Origin of the sequence: Nocardiopsis sp. RV163 (genome assembly GCF_001029525.1) — a bacterium.
GTDB lineage: Bacteria > Actinomycetota > Actinomycetes > Streptosporangiales > Streptosporangiaceae > Nocardiopsis > Nocardiopsis dassonvillei.
Genome location: NZ_LEKI01000001.1, coordinates 47,562 through 65,362 on the forward strand (window position 1 = coordinate 47,562; position 17,801 = coordinate 65,362).

The window sequence follows — 17,801 nt, forward strand, 5'->3', positions numbered from 1 at the left end:
AGGTATCGAGAGAGGTAGACGGCACGTGAGCGCCTTCACACCCGAGGCACTGCCATCAGCCGACGAGGCGCGCGCGGCCCTGGTCGCCCTGCGCCGCGAGGTCGCCAAGGCGGTCGTGGGCCAGGACGAGACGGTGACCGCGATGGTCGTGGCGCTGCTGTGCCGCGGCCACGTGCTGATGGAGGGCGTGCCCGGCGTCGCCAAGACGCTGCTGGTGCGCACCCTCGCGGCGGCGCTGTCCCTGGACCACAAGCGGGTGCAGTTCACCCCGGACCTGATGCCGGGCGACGTGACGGGCTCGCTGGTCTACGACCAGCACACCGCGAAGTTCGAGTTCATGGAGGGGCCGGTCTTCACCAACCTGCTGCTCGCGGACGAGATCAACCGGACCCCGCCCAAGACCCAGGCTTCGCTGCTGGAGGCGATGGAGGAGCGCCAGGTGACCGTGGAGGGCAGGCCGTCCGCGCTGCCCGACCCGTTCATGGTGGCAGCCACCCAGAACCCGGTGGAGTACGAGGGCACCTACCCGCTGCCCGAGGCCCAACTGGACCGGTTCCTGCTCAAGGTGACCGTCCCGCTGCCCGAGCAGGCGGCCGAGGTGGAGATGCTGGGCCGCCACGCGGCCGGTTTCGACCCGGGCGACCTGGCCGCGGCCGGGGTCACGGCGGTGGCGGGCGCAGCGGAGCTGCGCGCGGCCCGGCTGGCCGTGGAGCGCGTGCGGGTGGCGCCCGAGGTCCTGGGCTACATCGTGGACCTGTGCCGGGCCACCCGGCAGTCGCCGTCCCTCCAGCTGGGCGCGTCCCCGCGCGGCGCCACCGCGCTGCTGCGCACAAGCAGGGCGTGGTCGTGGCTGTCGGGCCGCGATTACGTCACCCCCGACGACGTGAAGGCGCTGGCCAAGGGCACGCTGCGGCACCGGATCTCGTTGCGCCCCGAGGCCGAGCTGGAGGGGGCGACCACCGACGGAATCCTGGACGGTGTGCTCTCCTCCGTCCCGGTGCCGCGCTGATGGTGGTCACCGGCCGGGCGGTGCTGCTGGCGCTGGCGGCCACGGTCGCGGTGGCGCTGTCCGGCCTGATCGGAGCGGCGGCCGCGGCCGCGGCCCTGGGTGTGCTGGCGGCGCTGCTCGCCCTGGACGTCGTGCTGGCGGCGAGCCCCGAGGCGGTGCTGCTGTCCCGGGAGGGCGACACGTCGCTGCGCCTGGGCGACTCGGCGACGGTGTACGTGACCGTCGCCAACCCCACGCGGCGGGCGCTGCGGGGGTCGGTGCGCGACGCCTGGCCGCCGAGCTCGCACGCCGCGCCGCGCAGCCGGCCGCTGCGGGTACCGGCCGGGGAGCGGCGCCGGGTGAGGACCGTCCTGACCACGACGCGGCGCGGCGACGCCCGGGCCGCGGGCGTGACCGTGCGCAGTCTGGGGCCGCTGGGGCTGGCGGGCAGGCAGCGGACGCTGCCCGCGCCGTGGACCGTGCGCACGCTGCCGCCCTTCCACAGCAGGCGCCACCTGCCGGGCAAGCTGTCCCGGCTGCGCGAGCTGGAGGGGCAGCACACGGCGATGGTGCGCGGGCAGGGCAGCGAGTTCGACTCCCTGCGCGACTACGTGCCCGGCGACGACGTGCGCTCGATCGACTGGCGGGCCACGGCCCGCGGCGACGGGGTGGTGGTGCGCACGTGGCGGCCCGAGAGGGACCGGCGCATCCTCATCGTGCTGGACACCGGGCGCACGTCGGCCGGGCGGGTGGGCGACACCCCGCGCCTGGACCACGCCATGGACGCCGCGCTGCTGCTGGCCGCGCTGGCGGGCAGGGCGGGCGACCGGGTGGACTTCCTGGCCTACGACCGGCGCACGCGCGCGCAGGTGCGCTCGTCGGGCAAGGGCGGCCAGCAGGTGGGCCGGATCGTGGAGGCCATGGCGCCGCTGGAGGCGGAGCTGGTGGAGTCCGACCCGGCGGGCCTGGTGGGGACGGTCCTGGGCACTCAGGGGCGGGCCCGGCGGCTGGTGGTGCTGCTGACCGACCTGAACGCGGCGTCGCTGGAGGAGGGGCTGCTGCCGAGGCTGCCCGTGCTCACCTCCCGGCACCTGCTGCTGGTCGCCGCGGTCAACGATCCGGCGGTGGAGCTGATGGCCGCCGAGCGGGGCAGCGCGGACGCGCTGTACCGGGCGGCCGCCGCGGAGCGGACGCTGGGCGAGCGGCGTCGGGTGACCGCCGAGCTGCGCCGGATGGGCGTGGAGGTGGTCGACGCCGACCCCGAGCACATCGCGCCCGCGTTGGCGGACGCCTACATCAACCTCAAGGCGCAGGGCAGGCTGTAGGCCCGGGCCTCCCGCTTTCACCGTCCGGGTGCCGCCCCGTCGGGGCGACACCCGGACGTGCAGTATGGAGGGCATGGTCCCTCCCCCCGACTCCCATGGCAACGCCTCCACCGGCGCTGTCCACGGCCAACTGATCCAGGTGCGCGACATCCACGGCGGCGTGACCCTCCACGCGCCCGCTCCCGCGGCGCCACCGCTCGCCGACGTGTCCCTGGACCCGCCGCGCCCGGCGACGGCCGTACGGGGACGTGAGGAGCTCCTGGAGGTCCTCGGCGGGGAGATGGAGGCCGGTGCGCCGGTTCCGCACGTGCTGACCGGGCCGGGCGGGTTCGGCAAGACCACGGTGGCGGCGGCGCTGGCCGAGCGGGCGCGTCGCGAGGGGTGGACGGTGTTCTGGGTCCGGCCCGGGAGCGTGGCGTCGAGCATGGTCGAGGCCGCCGTGGAGGCGGGCGGCTCCCGGCAGGAGGCCGAACGGGTGAAGGGGTCTCGCCGCCAGGCGGCCCGGTGGGTGTGGCGGCACCTGGACGCGGCGGCGCGGCCGTGGCTGCTGGTGATCGACAACGCAGACCGGACCGAGGAGCTGGACCCGGAGAACCGGCCCGGTGACCAGTTGGGGTGGATGCGGGCGAGTCCGGGCGGGTTCGTGCTGGTGACCAGCCGGGTGGGCGACCCCGCGCAGTGGGCGCCCGCGCGGGTGCACCGGATCGGGGAGCTGGAGGGGTCGGCGGCGTCCGAGGCGCTTGCCGACCACGCGGGGGCGGGCGGTGCGGCCGTGCTCGCGGGCGCGGAGGAGCTGGCCCGGCGGTTGGGCGGGGTGCCGCTGGCCCTGTCGCTGGCCGGGCGGATCCTGGCCACGCACCGGGTGCTGTTCCCGGACGCGCACGCGCTGCTGGCGCGGCTCGACGAGGGCGTGGGCGCCCTGGACGAGCTGGCGGCGCCCTTCGTCACCGGTGGCGACGTCGAGCGCGGACTGCTGTCGGGGGTGTGGGAGCTGTCCCTGCGGCTGGTGGAGGAGCGCGAGCCCAGGGCGGTGCCGCTGTTGAAGCTGTTGGCGGTGCTGGGTCCCGACGCCAGTGAGGTTCCGCTGCGCAGGCTGCCGCTGTCGGAGCTGGACGGCGGGATGCTGGGCTCCCCGACCGACGCGGACCTGGCCAGGGCGGTGAACGCGCTGGTGGTGCACGGTCTGGTCTCGGTCGTCTCCTCCCAGGGGGAGACCGCGCTGCGGCTGCACCCGCTGGTGTCGGAGACCGTGCGCGCCGGGTTCGGGGAGGAGGACTTGGAGCTGGTCAACGAGGCGGAGCGGCTGCTCGCCTGGCAGCGCGACCGGGATCTGGGCTTCGAACTCCGCGCCCACGCGGCCGTCACCGACCTCCTCCGGTCGCGGTCCCACGTGGGTCCCTCCGTCATCGACAGCATGACCTCCGGAGCCCGCAGCCTGATGCTGCTCAGCTTCATCGACGAGGCCCTCGGCGTCCTCGAATCAGTGGTGGCGGAAGCGGTGGAGGCGCCGGGAGCCTCCCACCCCTCCACCCTCCGGGCCAGACACGCGCTGGGCGATGCTCTGCGTGAGCAGGGGCGCATCGAGGAGGCCGAGGAGGTCTACCGGTCGGTGTACCGCGAGCGCGAATCCGTGCTCGGGCCCTCGCACGACGAAACCCTGAGCACACGGCACCAGTTGGCCCTGATGACCGGGCTCCGGGGTGACCTGGACACCGCCGAGGAGGAATTCCGTGCCGTCTGGGATGCCTACGGGGGGAGGGACGAGCGTCAGAGTGCCCTGTACGCGTTGGAGAACCTGTCCTACGTCCGCATGACCAGAGGCGACCTGGACACCGCAGAGGAGGGTTTTCGGCGGGTCCGTCGAACCCGGGCACGCACACTGGGCGAGCGGCACCCGCAAACGGTCACGGCCGACTACCACCTGGCGCGGGTCGCCGCCACGCGCGGAGACCACGCAGCGGCGGTCGAGATGTTCGGCCGCGTGGTCGAAACGCGAACGTCACTGCTGGGCGAGGACCACCCCAGCACTCTGCTGGCGTTGGAGCAGAGGGAGGCGTCCCTCCAGCAACTCCACGAGGGATGACACCGCCGTACCCGTCAGGCCGTGACCAGTCGGAGTAGTCTCGCCCACTCCCGCGCGCCGACGCCCAGCATCGCGTGCTCACGGTTCCGGGTGTCCCGCACCAGCACCACGGGGCGGTCTGTGAACGCCACCTCGACGCATCCACCGCCCTCGAAGGAGCTGTGACTGCTCTTGAACCACGCGGGACCGGTGAAGGCGGCCTCGAGACAGTCGTGCGCGAAGCTGCTGTGGCTGCTCTTGAACCAGCGCGGGGATTCGGTGTCCATGGCCCGGATGATGGCACGACACCGCCCACCCGGCCAGCCCGTGGCCGCAGGCGGCCAGAGACCGGATACCCCGCCCCCGCGCAAGCACCGGCCAGTGACCGCAGGCGGCCACTGCCGGTGCGGGGGCCGCACGCGCCGGGACAGGCCCTCAGGCCACCGGGACGGCGGCGGGGGCGTTCTCCAGGTCTCCGGTCTCGCCCTCCTGGTAGGCCTTCTTTCCCACCGTGAACACGTAGACCAGGAACAGCGCCTCCGCCAGCACGCCGACGCCCAGCGCCACCGGGATCGGGATGACCCCGGCCGCGGCGTTGCCGGTCACCACGCCCTCGATGATCCCGGAGACGAACAGCACCGCCACCAGTCCCAGGGCCACCGCGATGGCGGCGCGCCCCTCCTCGCCCAGGGCGCGCATGCGGGTGCGGTCGCCGGGCGCGATGATCGTCCACCCCAGCTTGAGGCCCACCCCGCCCGCGACGAAGACGGCGGTCAGCTCCAGCAGCCCGTGCGGAAGCAGCAGACCGAAGAACACGCCGCCCTGGCCGTGGGCGAGCATGATCCCCGCGGCGACGCCCACGTTCACCGCGTTCATCAGCAGCACCGCCAGGGTCGGCAGCCCCAGGGCCACGCCGTAGATGATGGCCTGCGCCGAGACCCACGCGTTGTTGGTCCACACCTGGGCGGCGAACGAGCCCCGGGGGTTCTCCATGTAGTAGTTCGCGAAGTCGTGGTCGACGTACTGGGCCATGAAGTCCGGCGTACCCAGGGCGTGCAGCACGTCGGGCTCGGACACGATCCACAGGGCGGTGACCGCCGCGATCGCGACCATGCCCGCGCTGGTGCCGATCCACCACCACCGCAGCCGGTACAGCACCGCCGGGAAGACGCGGGTGAAGAACCCGCCGACGTCGCGCCAGGCGGAGGCGTGCGCGCCGGTCACCGCGGAGCGGGCCCGGGCCACCAGCGCGGAAAGCCTGCCCACCAGCGCCGGGTCCTGCCCGGAGGAGCGCACCACCGACAGGTGGGTGGACACCCGCTGGTAGAGCTCGACGAGTTCGTCGATCTCCTCACCGTCCAGCGAGCGGCGCCCGCGCACCAGTCGGTCCAGCCGTTCCCACTCGGCGGCGTGTGCCGCGGCGAACACGTCGATATCCACGCAAGGAACCCTATCCGCTTAGCGCGCGGCCCGGTTCCGGCGCCGGTTCGCGGTCCCCGGACCCGAGCCTCGGGTACGCGCTCCCGACTCCGCTGCGAACAGCCGCCCCAAGTGCCGGGTAATGTCGGGACGACGGTTTCAGACAGCCCCGAGGGAGCGAGTGCTGGTGTCCTATCCCGGCAACGGCGACGCCCGCGCCGACGTGTACGGCGTGACACCTCTGGTCACGGGTGACGCCGTGGTGCTGGACCTGCGTCCGGCCGGTTTCGCCACCAGGGCCGCGGCTCTGGCCATCGACGCCCTGGTCCAGGTCATCGCCCTGATCGCGCTGGGCGTCCTGGTCACCTGGATCGGCAGGGACCTGGACCCCGCGATCACCGCGGCCGTGTCGCTGTCGAGCGTCATCCTGATCCTGGTCGGCTACCCGGCCGTCTTCGAGACCGTCTCCCGGGGGCGCTCCCTGGGCAAGATGGCCCTGGGCCTGCGCGTGGTCGGCACCGACGGTTCACCCGAGCGGTTCCGCCAGGCGCTGGGACGGGCGCTGGCCGCGTTCGTGGAGATCTGGCTGACGAGCGGCGTGGTCGCGCTGATCACGTCCATGATCAACCGCGACGGCCGCCGCGTGGGCGACTTCGTGGCCGGGACGGTGGTGGTGGAGGAGCGCGGCGGCAGGCCGCGCGAGGAGGTCGTCCCGATGCCCCCGCACCTGGCGGCGTGGGCGTCCGGCACCGAGCTGTCGCGGCTGTCCCCGGAGACCGCGGCGGCGGCGCGCCAGTACGTGCTCCGGTACGGGGAGCTGGCCGAGCACACCCGCCACGAGATGGGCGTCCGGCTGGCCGACGCGGTCGCCGCGCAGATCAGCCCGCCCCCGCCGCCGGGGACCACTCCGCCCTACTTCCTGGCCGCGGTGCTCGCCGAGCGCCGGCGCCGCCACGAGGCCGCCGCCCAGCGCGCCCGGCCCGGGCACCCGCAGGGCGGCCCCCAGCAGCAGTGGTACGGCCCGCACTCCTCCCGGTGAACCGGGCCGTCCGTCAGGCGTGCCAGGAGCGCAGGTAGGCCTCCTGCCCGGGGGTGAGCGCGTCGATGCGCACCCCCAGCGCGGCCAGTTCGAGCCGGGCCACCTCGGTGTCGGTCTCGGCGGGCACCTCCACCACGCCCGGTTCCAGGCCGGAAGCGTTTCGGGCCAGCCAGGCCGTGGTCAGGGCCTGCACGGCGAAGGACAGGTCCATCACGGCGGCCGGGTGCCCCTCGGCGGCGCCGAGGTTGACCAGGCGCCCCTCGGACAGCAGGAGCAGGCGGCGCCCGTCGGCCAGCACGTACTCGTCGGCCTGCTCGCGCACGCCCCGGTTGACCTCCACGGCCCGGCCCTCCAGGCCGTTCAGGTCGATCTCCAGGTCGAAGTGGCCTGAGTTGGCCAGGATCGCGCCGTCCCTCATCAGGTCCAGGTGCTCGGCGCGGACCACGTCGCGGTTGCCGGTGACGGTGACGAACACGTCCCCGGCGGGGGCCGCCTCCTCCATGGTGGTGACGGTGTAGCCCTGCATGACCGCGTCCAGGGCCTTGACCGGGTCGACCTCGGTGACGACCACACGGGCGCCCATGCCGCGGGCGCGTTCGGCGAGGCCGCGCCCGCAGTAGCCGAACCCGGCCACCACGACGGTGCGCCCGGCCAGCAGCGCGTTGGTGGCCCGCAGGATGCCGTCGATGGTGGACTGGCCGGTGCCGTACCGGTTGTCGAACATGCGCTTGGTGGCGGTGTCGTTGACCGCGACCATGGGCAGCCGCAGCTCTCCCTCAGCGCTCATCCGGCGCAGCCGGATCACGCCGGTGGTGGTCTGCTCGCAGCCGCCCAGTACGCCGTCGAGGAGGTCGGGGCGGGCCAGGTGGGCCGTGTTGACCAGGTCGCACCCGTCGTCGAGCAGCAGGTGCGGCCTCGACTCCAGGACCGTGACCAGGTTCCGGTCATAGGCCGCCGGGTCCATTCCGGCCCAGGCGTGGACCGAAACCCCGTACTCGGTGACCAGGGCGGCGGCGGTGTCGTCCTGTGTGGACAGCGGGTTGGACGCCGCCAGCCACACGCTCGCGCCGCCCGCGCGCAGGGCCCGCAGCAGGTTGGCGGTCTCGGCGGTCACGTGCAGGCACGCCGCCACGCGCAGGCCGTCCAGGGGTCGTTCGGCGGCGAAGCGCTCCCGCACGCTGCGCAGCACCGGCATGGAGCGCTCGGCCCAGTCCACGCGGCGGACCCCGGCCCCGGAGAGGCCGAGGTCCGCCACCTGGTGGGAGGGGAGTGTCATGTGCTGCCCGGCTCCTGCTCTCTCGGTCGGCGCGGCCCCGGGGGCCGCGTTCGGGCGCCCACGGGGTGCTGGAGGATTCGTAGGCGGGACTGCGAGCGCGACTGCGCCGCAGGCGTCCGTCGGGGGTGGTGGCGGGCGACGGTGTGGGCACGAGCCGCCGCACCGGAGAATCCGAAGGTTCCCGTGTTCGAGGCGCCCGAACGGGGAGGGGGCTCCGGCCGCAGGCCGTCCGTTGGGGGTGGTGGCGGGCGACGGGTGGGCGAAGCGGAGCGGAGCCCCGGGGAAACGCTGCCTAGTAGCGGTAGTGGTCGGGCTTGAAGGGGCCCGAGACGTCCACGCCGATGTAGGCGGCCTGCTCCTTGGTGAGCTGGGTCAGCTTGACGCCGAGCGCGTCCAGGTGCAGCCGGGCGACCTTCTCGTCGAGGATCTTGGGCAGCGTGTAGACGTCGGTCGGGTACTCGTCGGGCTTGGTGAACAGCTCGATCTGCGCGATGACCTGGTTGGTGAAGCTGTTGGACATCACGAAGCTGGGGTGGCCGGTGGCGTTGCCCAGGTTGAGCAGGCGGCCCTCGGAGAGCACCAGGACGGACTTGCCGTCGGGGAAGGTCCACTCGTGGACCTGCGGCTTGATCTCCTTCTTGACGACGCCGGGGACCTTGGCCAGGCCAGCCATGTCGATCTCGTTGTCGAAGTGGCCGACGTTGCCGACGATCGCCTGGTGCTTCATACGGGTGATCTGGTCGGCCATGATCACGTTGAAGTTGCCGGTGGTGGTGATGAAGATGTCACCGGTCTCCAGGACGTCCTCCAGGCGCGTGACCTGGTAGCCGTCCATGGCCGCCTGGAGGGCGTTGATGGGGTCGATCTCGGTGACGATCACGCGGGCGCCCTGGCCGCGCAGGGCCTCGGCCGCGCCCTTGCCGACGTCGCCGTAACCGCACACCACGGCGACCTTGCCGCCGATGAGCACGTCGGTGGCGCGCATGATGCCGTCCGGCAGCGAGTGGCGGATGCCGTACTTGTTGTCGAACTTGCTCTTGGTGACGGAGTCGTTGACGTTGATCGCGGGAAAGGCCAGGGTGCCGTCGCGGCGCATCTCGTACAGGCGCAGGACACCGGTGGTGGTCTCCTCGGTGACGCCCTGGATCCGCTCGGCGATCTGGGTCCACTTGGTGGCGTCGCGCTCCAGGCTGGCGCTGAGCAGGCGCAGCACGACGCCCATCTCCTCGCTGTCGGCGCTGTCGGGGTCGGGGACCGCGCCCTCCTTCTCGTACTCGGCGCCCTTGTGGACGAGCATGGTGGCGTCGCCGCCGTCGTCCAGGATCATGTTGGGGCCCTCGGCGCCCGGCCAGGTCAGCGCCTGCTCGGTGCACCACCAGTACTCCTCCAGGGTCTCGCCCTTCCAGGCGAAGACCGGGACGCCCTTGGGGTCCTCGGCGGTGCCGTCGGGGCCGACGACGACCGCGGCGGCGGCGTGGTCCTGGGTGGAGAAGATGTTGCAGCTGACCCAGCGCACCTCGGCGCCCAGGGCGACCAGGGTCTCGATGAGGACCGCGGTCTGGACGGTCATGTGCAGCGAGCCCATGATGCGCGCGCCCCGGAGGGGTTTGCTCTCCCCGTACTCGGCGCGGGTGGCCATGAGGCCGGGCATCTCGTGCTCGGCGAGCCGGATCTCGTCGCGTCCGAAGGCGGCCAGGGAGAGATCGGCGACCTTGAAGTCGAAAGCCATGCGTTCCTCACTCGTGATGGTCGTGGCGCACTCGATTCTAGGGCCGCGACCGGGACTACCGTGCGAAATTGACATTTCACTGTCAGATTCGCGCTCTTCGGTGGGGAGGTTCGGTTAGGGTCGCGTGCATGGCCGCCCTCGACGACGACCCGACCGCCTCCGACCTCCGGCCGCGCGGCCCCGTGCCCATCTCCGCGGCCGCCGAGCGCGTGGGCACCACCGCGCGGATGCTGCGCTACCGCGAGGGCCTGGGCCTGCTGCCCCGCACCCAGGAGCAGCCCACCGGGCGCGGGCACCGCCACCGCAGGTTCACCGAGGAGGACCTGCGCACGATCGCGGTGGGCCTGGAGCTGGAGCGCGAGTTCGACATCCCGCCCGCCGCGCTGGCCTTCGCCCTGCGGGTGCTGGCCGAGCCCGAGGTGCTGTCGCGGGTGCGAGCGCACGGGGAGCGGCTGGGCAGGCTCGCCGCGGCGCCCGCCCGCGCACTGGACTTCGAGAAGCAGAAGGCGATGCGGCTGCTGCACGGCCGCCGCCCCTGAACACCCCCGGTTTACGCTCCGACGCGTCCGGTAGCGGCCACAGGTCGGGGCCCGTGACAGGTTTTGGCCAACTGTCCACTGGCTACGGAAGACACGTGGATACCCTACGTTGCGGTGCGGACCTGGACCGGATTCCGGCCCTGGTGCGCGAGGAACTCATGGACGTCGACCGGCTGCGGGCCATCTGGGCCCAGCACCGGCACAGCCAGCCCCGGCAGGCCAGGGACGCGGCCCGGCGCGAGCTGACCGGCCGCCGGGTGCGGGCGCTGGGCGGCGGGCCCGCCCTGGAGGAGCTGGTGGTCTCCGCCTCGGCGGACGGGGCCTCCGGGCGCCAGTTCACCGCCGCGTTCGTCCTGGAGCTGGCCGAGCGCGCCAGGAACCTGCCCGAGGACTGCCCCGCGCGCTCCCCCCAGCGCCCCGTGGACTCCGAGCAGGCGCTGCGGCTGGCGCGGGCCGCCTCGGTGCCCGCCCATCCGGTGGTGCGCGCCGCCCAGACCTACGCCGAGGGCGTGGCGGTGCTGGCCGAACTGGACCCCGAGCGCCCCGAGGGCACGCACGCGTGGGCGCTGCCGTGGCTGCTGGCGTCCCTGGTGCTGCGGCGGGCGGACTTCCCGCCGCTGCTGCCCGACCCCCTGGCGCCGCCGTGGAGCGGACACGACGCCGAGGAGCGCCTGGTCGGGATGGTCCGCCACTTCGCGCGCCTGGTGACCGGCACGCTGCTCGACGAGCTGAGCTGGACCCCCGAGCACGTCCCCGAGCCCCGCTCCCCCGTGTCGCCGCTGGCGGCGGTGACGCGCCGCCGCGTCCTGGACTACGTGCGCTCGCGCCGCAGCTCGCTGGCCATGATCCTGCGGGCGCTGGACCCCTCGGCGCGCACGTCGGTGTACTCGGGCGGTTCGGACGACTCCGAACCCGGGACGGCCTCGGAGGCGGTGGGGCGCAACCTGCTCACGCCGGGGGCCGCGCACTGGTGGACGGCGCTGGAGCTGACGGTGGGCGGGGCGTCCCTGTCGCTGTTCGTGGTGGTCCAGGAAGTGGGCCGCCCCCGGACGGGGGTGCTCGCGGTCACCGCGGACGCGCGCCTGACCACCCCGGAGGGGGAGCGCGACGCGCTGGGCATGTCCGGCGCCGACAGTGTGACCGTGATGCCCACGGACTGCGTGGACGACCGCTGGCCCCAGGTGCGCGACCTCGTGGACGAGGCCGTGTCCCGGGCCATGAACGAGCTCACCCGTCTCTGAGCCGGCGGTGCCGCCGACGGCGCCGGGCGGTCAGCCGCTGATGGCCAGCAGGAGCAGGATCAGCAGCAGGATGACGATGGTGATGAGCACCGCCGGGATCACCCAGCTCTGCTGGAGCACCGAGTCCTGTTCGACGGGGCGCGGCATGGGCTGCTGCGCCCCGGGGCGGGCGTAGGTCTGGTTGGGGTTCATGCCCGTGAGCATGGGGTTGCCGCCCGAGTGCGGGCCGTGGGGCATGCCGGGCGGCGGGGGCTGGTAGGCGGGGGCGCCCGGACGGGGATTGGACGTGCCCGGGTGGCCGGGGACCCCGGGCCTGGGGTTGGATGTGCCGGGGTGGACGAAGCCGTGGCGGGGATCGGAGCCCATGGGGTGCCCCGGCATACCCGGACGGGGGTTGGAGGCGCCGGGCCGCGCGTACCCGGCGGCACCCGCCTGCGGGCCGCTGTGCGGCTGCTGGGGGCCCGTGTGCGGCTGCTGCGGCCCGGTGTGCGGCCGGTAGGGCGTCTGGGCGCCGCTGAACAGGCCGGTCTGGGCGATCTGCTCGCCCTGCTTGACGGCGTCGTCGGTGGAGGGGCCGGATGCCTCGGGGCCCTCGTGGCCCAGCAGGCGCATGAGGAGCGTCTGGGCGTTGGGCCGGTTGTCCGGGTTCTTGTCCAGGCAGGACTCGACGATGGGGCGCAGTGCCTCGTCCATGTCGGTCAGGTCCGGGGGCGCGCTGACCACGCGGTGGACGACAGCCGGGACGGTGTCGGAGCCGAAGGGCGCCCGCCCGGTGGAGGCGAAGGCGATGACGCAGCCCCAGGCGAAGATGTCGCACTTGTCGGTGATGCCGCGGCCCTCGATCTGCTCGGGCGCCATGTAGGAGGGCGTGCCGACGATCGAGTTGGTCATGGTGGCGGTGCCGTCGTCGATCCGGGCGATGCCGAAGTCGATGACGCGGGGCCCGTCCGGGCCGATCAGCACGTTGCCGGGCTTGAAGTCTCGGTGGACGATGCCCGCCTTGTGGATGGCGACCAGGGCGGTGGCGGTGGTGATGGCGAGCCGCTGGAGGGTGGAGCCCCTCTGGGTGGTGCCCTTGGCGATGGTCTCCTGGAGGTCCTTGCCCGGCACGAACTCGCTGACCACGTAGGGCGGGTCGCCGTCGAGCCGGGCCTCGATGATCGCGGCGGTGCAGAAGGAGGCGACCTTCTGCGCCGCCCGGACCTCCTTCTCGAACCGCCTGCGCAGGTCGCTGTCGCGCGACCACTGGTCGTTGAGGACCTTGACCGCGTACTGCTCGCCGCCGGAGTCCTCGGCGAGGTAGACGATCCCCTGGCCGCCCTTGCCCAGCCGCCCTGTCACGCTGTACCCGCCGAACGAGGAGGGGTCGCTCGGCAGTAGCGGTTCGGGACCGGGCATCGGTGTCCTCCGGGAGATAGGGGTGAGGGGGCGCGCAGCACCAGGGTACGGGTTGCGGGGAACGCGGTGGTGCGTCCCGTCGTGCCCCGTTACCCCGGCGCAACCGTTATGACTGCTGGAACGCCCGGGGCGTTCCCGGTCTCACCCGATTTTTCGCGCCTCGTCGACCAGCAGGACCGGGATGCCGTCCCGGATGGGGTAGGCCAGGCCGCTCTCGTCGCAGACCAGCTCGTCGGTCTCGGGGTCGTGGCGCAGCGGGGCCTGGCTCTGCGGGCAGGCCAGGATCTCCAACAGCCAGCCGTCGATCTTCGTGCTCATGTCCTCGTTCCTCTGCAATGGGGTGTCCCTCTGCCCCATGATGCCTGGTCAGGCGCGGACGATGGCCAGGACCTCGTCGCGCAGACCGGCCATGGACGCCTCGTCGGGGGCCTCGACGTTGAGCCGCAGCAGCGGTTCGGTGTTGGAGGCGCGCACGTTGAACCACGACCCGTCGGGGAGGGAGACGGTCAGGCCGTCGAGTTCGTCGACGGTGACGCCGTCCCGCCCGGCGAAGGCCCCGCGGACCGCGGCCATCCGCCCGGGGGCGTCGGCGACCTCGGAGTTGACCTCGCCGGACCCGGCGTAGCGCGAGTAGGCCTCGGCGATCCGGGAGAGGGGGCGGTCGTCGTCGCCCAGCACCCGCAGGACGTGCATCGCGGCGAGCATACCGGTGTCGGCGCGCCAGAAGTCGCGGAAGTAGTAGTGGGCGGAGTGCTCCCCGCCGAAGATCGCGCCCGTCTCGGCCATGGTGGCCTTGATGAAGGAGTGCCCGACCCGGGTGCGGACGGGCTCGCCGCCGTTCTCGCGGACGATCTCGGGGACGGCCTGGGAGGTGATGAGGTTGTGGATGATCGTGGCCCCCGGCTCGCGCTCCAGTTCCCGGGCGGCCACCAGGGCGGTGACGGCCGAGGGCGGGACGGCGTCGCCGTTCTCGTCCACGACGAAGCAGCGGTCGGCGTCGCCGTCGAAGGCCAGGCCGATGTCGGCGCCGGTCTCGCGGACCCTGGCCTGGAGGTCCACCAGGTTGTCGGGGTCCAGGGGGTTGGCCGGGTGGTTGGGAAAGGTGCCGTCCAGCTCGAAGTAGAGGGGGACCACCTCCAGCGGCAGGCCCTCCAGGACGGCGGGGACCGTGTGGCCGCCCATGCCGTTGCCCGCGTCCACCACGACCCTGAGCGGGCGGATGCCCGAGAGGTCGACCAGTTCGCGCAGGTAGTCCGAGTATCCGGCCAGCAGGTCGCGATGGGTGACCGTCCCCGCGGGGCCGTCGTGGGCGGGCGCTCCCCCCTCCAGGATCTCCTCGGCCAGGCGGCGGACCTCGTCCAGTCCGGTCTCGCCGCTGATGGGCGCGGCCCCGGCACGGCACATCTTGATGCCGTTGTACTGGGCGGGGTTGTGGCTGGCGGTGAACATGGCGCCGGGCAGGTCCAGGTGGCCCGAGCCGTAGTAGAGCAGGTCGGTGGAGCCGAGCCCGGCGAAGACCACGTCCAGGCCCTGGCCGGTGACGCCCTCGGCGAAGGCGGTGGCCAGTTCGGGCGAGGAGGGGCGCATGTCGTGGGCGACCACCACGGCCTCCCCGCCGACGACGCGGGCGAAGGCGGCTCCGATCGCCCGGGCGGTGTCGGCGTCGAAGGTGTCGGGGATCACGCCCCGCACGTCGTATGCCTTGAAGATGCTTGCGAGGTCAGCCACGTCTTCTCCGGCCAGGTCGGTCCTGCTTGGGTTCGGTCCCGCGCGGCAGGGCCGCGCGCGGTACAAAACTAGCAAGGCGTCCCCGCGAGCCCCCGCACCACCGCCGGTTCGGACCCGGGCCGGCTCCCCGCCGCGGCGGGGCGGCGCCGTCTACCCGCCGGAGTGCCGGGGGGGCTGCTGTTCGCCGCGCCCCGGATCGGATCTGACCACGCGCAGGTGCCCCCGGCGCAGCGTCTGGGTCCCCTCGACGATCTCGTCGGAGGGGTCCTTGCGGACAGGCGGGCGGGCCGCCTCACGTACGGCGTCGGCGAGGGCCTCCAGGTCGTCGCTGCCCGGGCCGCCGCCGGACGTCTCGACCGGGAGTCGGACGACCTCCCAGCCGCGCGGTGCCGTCAGCCGGTCGGCGTGCACGGCGCAGAGGTCGTAGCAGTGCGGTTCCACGTAGGCGGCGAGAGGGCCGAGGACGGCCGTCGAGTCCGCGTAGACGTACGTGAGCGTGAAGACGGCAGGCTGTCTGCAGGCGGTACGGGAGCAGCGTCGAACAGGGCTCACAGCGTTCGACTGTATGCCTTTACTGAGGGACACGCCAGCATCGTTCCATGAGCTGGCCCGTTCGCGCTCGTCGGCGGCCTCCGCGCGCCGCCCTCCGGCGCCCTCCCGGGGGTCGTGGCGCCTCCTCCGGCCCTCCCCCCGCCGCCGTCCGGCGGCCCGCTCCCCGGGCGCGTGAGCGCTTTCGCCTCGGGAGGGACTACGCGCGGGGCCCGCGATGGCTTAGTCTCGAAGTGTGCGACGAGTGCGCCTTTCCAGTGGCCAACCAGACCGAGTGCGGCGCCGGGACCGCCGCGGCCGAGGCATCCGCGGTCCTCTCGTGCCCTCTGACCTGCCGGTTTTCCGTAGCCGGGCGCAGGCCTTCGACGACCTTGTCCTGGACGCCGTCGAACGCCTCGAACGCCTGTGGGCGCGGGAGCTGGCCAATGTGGACTTCCTCGTGGAGGACGTCCCCCCGGTGGAACCCCGCGGCCCCATGACCGAGGCGATCCCCTTCTCCCGCCTGGAGACCGACCCCTCCGGCCGGGCCAGGATCGTGGTGTACCGGCGTCCGGTGGAGATCCGGACGAAGGACCCGGAGGAGATGGCCCTCCTGGTCCACGAGACGGTCGTCGAGGAGGTCGCCAACCTGCTCGGCGTGGAACCGGAGTCGGTGGACCCCGAGGGCTGACCGGCCCGGGGCGGCCCGGACGCGTCGGCCCCACGGCCGACGCGGCTGGGTCGCGCTCCTCGGATCATCGCGGTCCCGCCCTCCGCCCTTCGCCGCCCTGGGCGCAGAGCCTTCGGCTCCAGCGCTTCCGCGAGCACCGGGCCGCCCGCTGACCCGAAGGCCTCCGCGGAACACTCCCCGGCTAGCGGACGACCCCCACCATGCTGTCGCGTACCACCGGCAGCTCGGTCCGCACCGGGGCGGGCGTCACCGGCAGCACGCCCAGGCCGTCTCCGCCGCCGCGCAGCACGCGGGCGACGTGGACGGGTTCGGAGCCCTCCAGGACCTCCAGGCGGACCGCGTAGCCGTCCTCGGGCCCGGTGCCCGCGGGCGCCCGCCAGCCGTCGTCCCCGCCGAACACGGTGGTGGTCCCCGCGGCGACCCGCACGCGCACGGCGTCCCCCTGGGTCGCGTCGGCGCCGATGGGGGTGGCCATGAGCGCGGCGTCGCCCCCGACCGCGGTCAGGAGCAGCTCGGTGTCGGCGTCCTCGGGGACGTCGGGCAGGACCGCGGTGGTGTCCAGCGGGAAGCCGAGCGGCGGCACCGCGGAGGTGTAGGCCGCCTCGACCGCCTCGACGTCGTCCCCCTCTCCGGTGACCGCCTCGGCGGCGACACCGGCGACCACGGGCGCGTCCGCCTCCACCACGACGGCGCCGGGCTCCCCTGCCAGCACGGTCTCCAGACTGAGCCAGGCGGAGGCGGCCGGGGGCACGCTGAAGGTCAGCGGGTCGTCGGCGGTCCCGGCTCCCTGCCCTTCCCCGTCCTCCTGCGGCGCCCCCTCCATCCCTTCCCGCGGGGCCGGGGTGACGGTGTGCACGCGCACCCGGACGGGCTCGTCGCCCGGCGCGGCCACGTGCAGGCGGCGACGGCCGTCGCCGCCGGGGACACCGGGGACCACGTGCTCGCGCGCGGGCGCGGCCGTGGGCGGGACCCAGTCCGCGGTGCCGGAGGAGTGCTCGGCGAGAAGGGAGGCCGCGACCCGCCCCGTGCTGGTGCGCACGTGGACCCCGACGGCGCCGGTTGCGCCGACCAGGTCGGTCAGGTCCAGTTCGGTCGCCGCCCCCGCGGGCAGGGCGATGCCCCTGCTCTCCTCGGAGTAGGAGGGACCGCCCTCGGTGTAGACGTCCACGCTGACCGTGGCCCGGGAGTCCTCGGGGTTGGCCAGGTGCGCGGTGAGCGCGTCGAGCCGCATGCCCTCGATGCCGTCGCCGCCGGGGAGGGCGAACCAGGTTCCGACGGAGGGTTCGAGGCAGCGGACCTCGGTGACCGAGCCGTCGGAGACGGTGGTCTGGGCGGCGTCGAGTCCGGAGGCAAGGGATCCCTGAGCGCGGACGGCGGTGGGGGCCCCGGTGCCGGCGGTACCGGTGTTCCACACGCGGCCGGGCTCGGTCAGCTCCTCGCCGACGGTGCCGCCCGCGTTCCCCGCGTCGCCGCCGTCCCCGCCGGTTCCACCGGCGTCACCGTCCCCGGTCTCCTCGGACTCCGCACCGTCCCGGCCGCTCCCCGCGCCTTCCCCTTCGTCCTCGGGGGCCGCCGGGACCGTCTCGGCCCACAGCTCGCCCTCGTCGTCGCGGCTCACCCTCGGCGCGAACGCGGCCACGGAGCTGCCCCCCGACTCGTGCGGGGCGGGGCACACCCGCACCGCGTGGTCGGGCCGCACGGTCCCGGGCTCGGTGACGCCCAGCTCGGCTGTGATCGGGCCGGTCGCGAACGCGACGCCGAACAGCGCGGCAAGTGCCAGCGAGACCAACCCGAACAGCGCGAACCGGTTCTCCACGATCAGTCGCACCGCCTGCTCC

16 protein-coding genes are annotated in these 17,801 nt (G+C 73.7%); 7 read left to right on the forward strand and 9 right to left on the reverse strand.

Features of this window, described 5'->3' with window-relative positions; translation table 11 throughout:
* The first annotated feature begins 25 nt into the window (after window positions 1-25).
* The 3 genes from ABD54_RS00185 to ABD54_RS00195 all read left to right on the forward strand — a co-directional run bounded on the left by ABD54_RS00185 (window position 26) and on the right by ABD54_RS00195 (window position 4,396).
* Entirely contained in the window at window positions 26-1,009 is a 984-nt protein-coding gene (locus ABD54_RS00185) for a MoxR family ATPase (RefSeq protein WP_047867369.1), read from the forward strand.
* Window positions 1,009-2,313, forward strand: coding sequence for a DUF58 domain-containing protein (locus ABD54_RS00190; RefSeq protein WP_047867370.1), 1,305 nt, complete (start codon window positions 1,009-1,011; stop codon window positions 2,311-2,313). The genes ABD54_RS00185 and ABD54_RS00190 overlap by 1 nt, the downstream gene beginning before the upstream one ends.
* A gap of 64 nt (window positions 2,314-2,377) precedes the next feature.
* Window positions 2,378-4,396: a tetratricopeptide repeat protein gene (locus ABD54_RS00195; protein ID WP_047867371.1), complete on the forward strand. Its 2,019-nt coding sequence runs from the start codon at window positions 2,378-2,380 to the stop codon at window positions 4,394-4,396.
* Between the two features lie 14 nt (window positions 4,397-4,410).
* On the opposite strand, the gene ABD54_RS00200 is transcribed toward ABD54_RS00195, so the two are convergent.
* Together ABD54_RS00200 and ABD54_RS00205 are read right to left on the reverse strand one after the other, a co-directional pair.
* Window positions 4,411-4,662 (reverse strand): DUF397 domain-containing protein, encoded by a 252-nt coding sequence (locus tag ABD54_RS00200; protein WP_047867372.1) that lies wholly within the window; start codon window positions 4,660-4,662, stop codon window positions 4,411-4,413.
* Window positions 4,663-4,810: 148 nt separating this feature from the next.
* The gene (locus ABD54_RS00205; RefSeq protein ID WP_047867373.1) at window positions 4,811-5,815 is read right to left on the reverse strand and encodes a stage II sporulation protein M; all 1,005 of its coding nucleotides are present in this window, start codon (window positions 5,813-5,815) and stop codon (window positions 4,811-4,813) included.
* A 160-nt stretch (window positions 5,816-5,975) separates the two neighbouring features.
* Between ABD54_RS00205 and ABD54_RS00210 the strand changes: the two genes are divergently transcribed.
* Window positions 5,976-6,833, forward strand: coding sequence for an RDD family protein (locus ABD54_RS00210; protein WP_047867374.1), 858 nt, complete (start codon window positions 5,976-5,978; stop codon window positions 6,831-6,833).
* A gap of 13 nt (window positions 6,834-6,846) precedes the next feature.
* Here the strand turns inward: ABD54_RS00210 and ahcY (ABD54_RS00215) are convergent, their stop codons facing one another.
* Window positions 6,847-8,109 carry an adenosylhomocysteinase gene (gene ahcY, locus ABD54_RS00215; protein WP_047867375.1) on the reverse strand — a complete coding sequence of 421 codons (1,263 nt, stop codon included), beginning with the start codon at window positions 8,107-8,109 and terminating at the stop codon, window positions 6,847-6,849.
* 292 nt (window positions 8,110-8,401) lie between these two features.
* Window positions 8,402-9,838, reverse strand: coding sequence for an adenosylhomocysteinase (gene ahcY, locus ABD54_RS00220; protein WP_047867376.1), 1,437 nt, complete (start codon window positions 9,836-9,838; stop codon window positions 8,402-8,404).
* A 128-nt stretch (window positions 9,839-9,966) separates the two neighbouring features.
* Between ahcY (ABD54_RS00220) and ABD54_RS00225 the strand changes: the two genes are divergently transcribed.
* Together ABD54_RS00225 and ABD54_RS00230 are read left to right on the forward strand one after the other, a co-directional pair.
* Window positions 9,967-10,377 carry a MerR family transcriptional regulator gene (locus ABD54_RS00225; protein WP_047867377.1) on the forward strand — a complete coding sequence of 137 codons (411 nt, stop codon included), beginning with the start codon at window positions 9,967-9,969 and terminating at the stop codon, window positions 10,375-10,377.
* Between the two features lie 95 nt (window positions 10,378-10,472).
* Window positions 10,473-11,618, forward strand: coding sequence for a hypothetical protein (locus ABD54_RS00230; protein ID WP_047867378.1), 1,146 nt, complete (start codon window positions 10,473-10,475; stop codon window positions 11,616-11,618).
* A 30-nt stretch (window positions 11,619-11,648) separates the two neighbouring features.
* On the opposite strand, the gene ABD54_RS00235 is transcribed toward ABD54_RS00230, so the two are convergent.
* The 4 genes from ABD54_RS00235 to ABD54_RS00250 all read right to left on the reverse strand — a co-directional run bounded on the left by ABD54_RS00235 (window position 11,649) and on the right by ABD54_RS00250 (window position 15,296).
* Window positions 11,649-13,016 carry a protein kinase gene (locus tag ABD54_RS00235; RefSeq protein ID WP_047867379.1) on the reverse strand — a complete coding sequence of 456 codons (1,368 nt, stop codon included), beginning with the start codon at window positions 13,014-13,016 and terminating at the stop codon, window positions 11,649-11,651.
* Window positions 13,017-13,157: 141 nt separating this feature from the next.
* Window positions 13,158-13,334, reverse strand: coding sequence for a Trm112 family protein (locus ABD54_RS00240; RefSeq protein ID WP_013154764.1), 177 nt, complete (start codon window positions 13,332-13,334; stop codon window positions 13,158-13,160).
* Between the two features lie 48 nt (window positions 13,335-13,382).
* The gene (locus ABD54_RS00245) at window positions 13,383-14,744 is read right to left on the reverse strand and encodes a phosphomannomutase/phosphoglucomutase (RefSeq protein ID WP_047867381.1); all 1,362 of its coding nucleotides are present in this window, start codon (window positions 14,742-14,744) and stop codon (window positions 13,383-13,385) included.
* A gap of 150 nt (window positions 14,745-14,894) precedes the next feature.
* Window positions 14,895-15,296, reverse strand: coding sequence for a DUF3499 domain-containing protein (locus ABD54_RS00250; protein WP_047867382.1), 402 nt, complete (start codon window positions 15,294-15,296; stop codon window positions 14,895-14,897).
* A gap of 271 nt (window positions 15,297-15,567) precedes the next feature.
* Here ABD54_RS00250 and ABD54_RS00255 point away from each other — a divergent pair, with 271 nt between their 5' ends.
* Window positions 15,568-15,963, forward strand: a complete 396-nt coding sequence (locus tag ABD54_RS00255) for a metallopeptidase family protein (RefSeq protein WP_047867383.1) — start codon at window positions 15,568-15,570, stop codon at window positions 15,961-15,963.
* 181 nt (window positions 15,964-16,144) lie between these two features.
* Here ABD54_RS00255 and ABD54_RS00260 read toward each other — a convergent pair whose 3' ends face one another.
* Entirely contained in the window at window positions 16,145-17,791 is a 1,647-nt protein-coding gene (locus ABD54_RS00260) for a DUF5719 family protein (RefSeq protein WP_047867384.1), read from the reverse strand.
* Window positions 17,792-17,801: the final 10 nt, after the last annotated feature.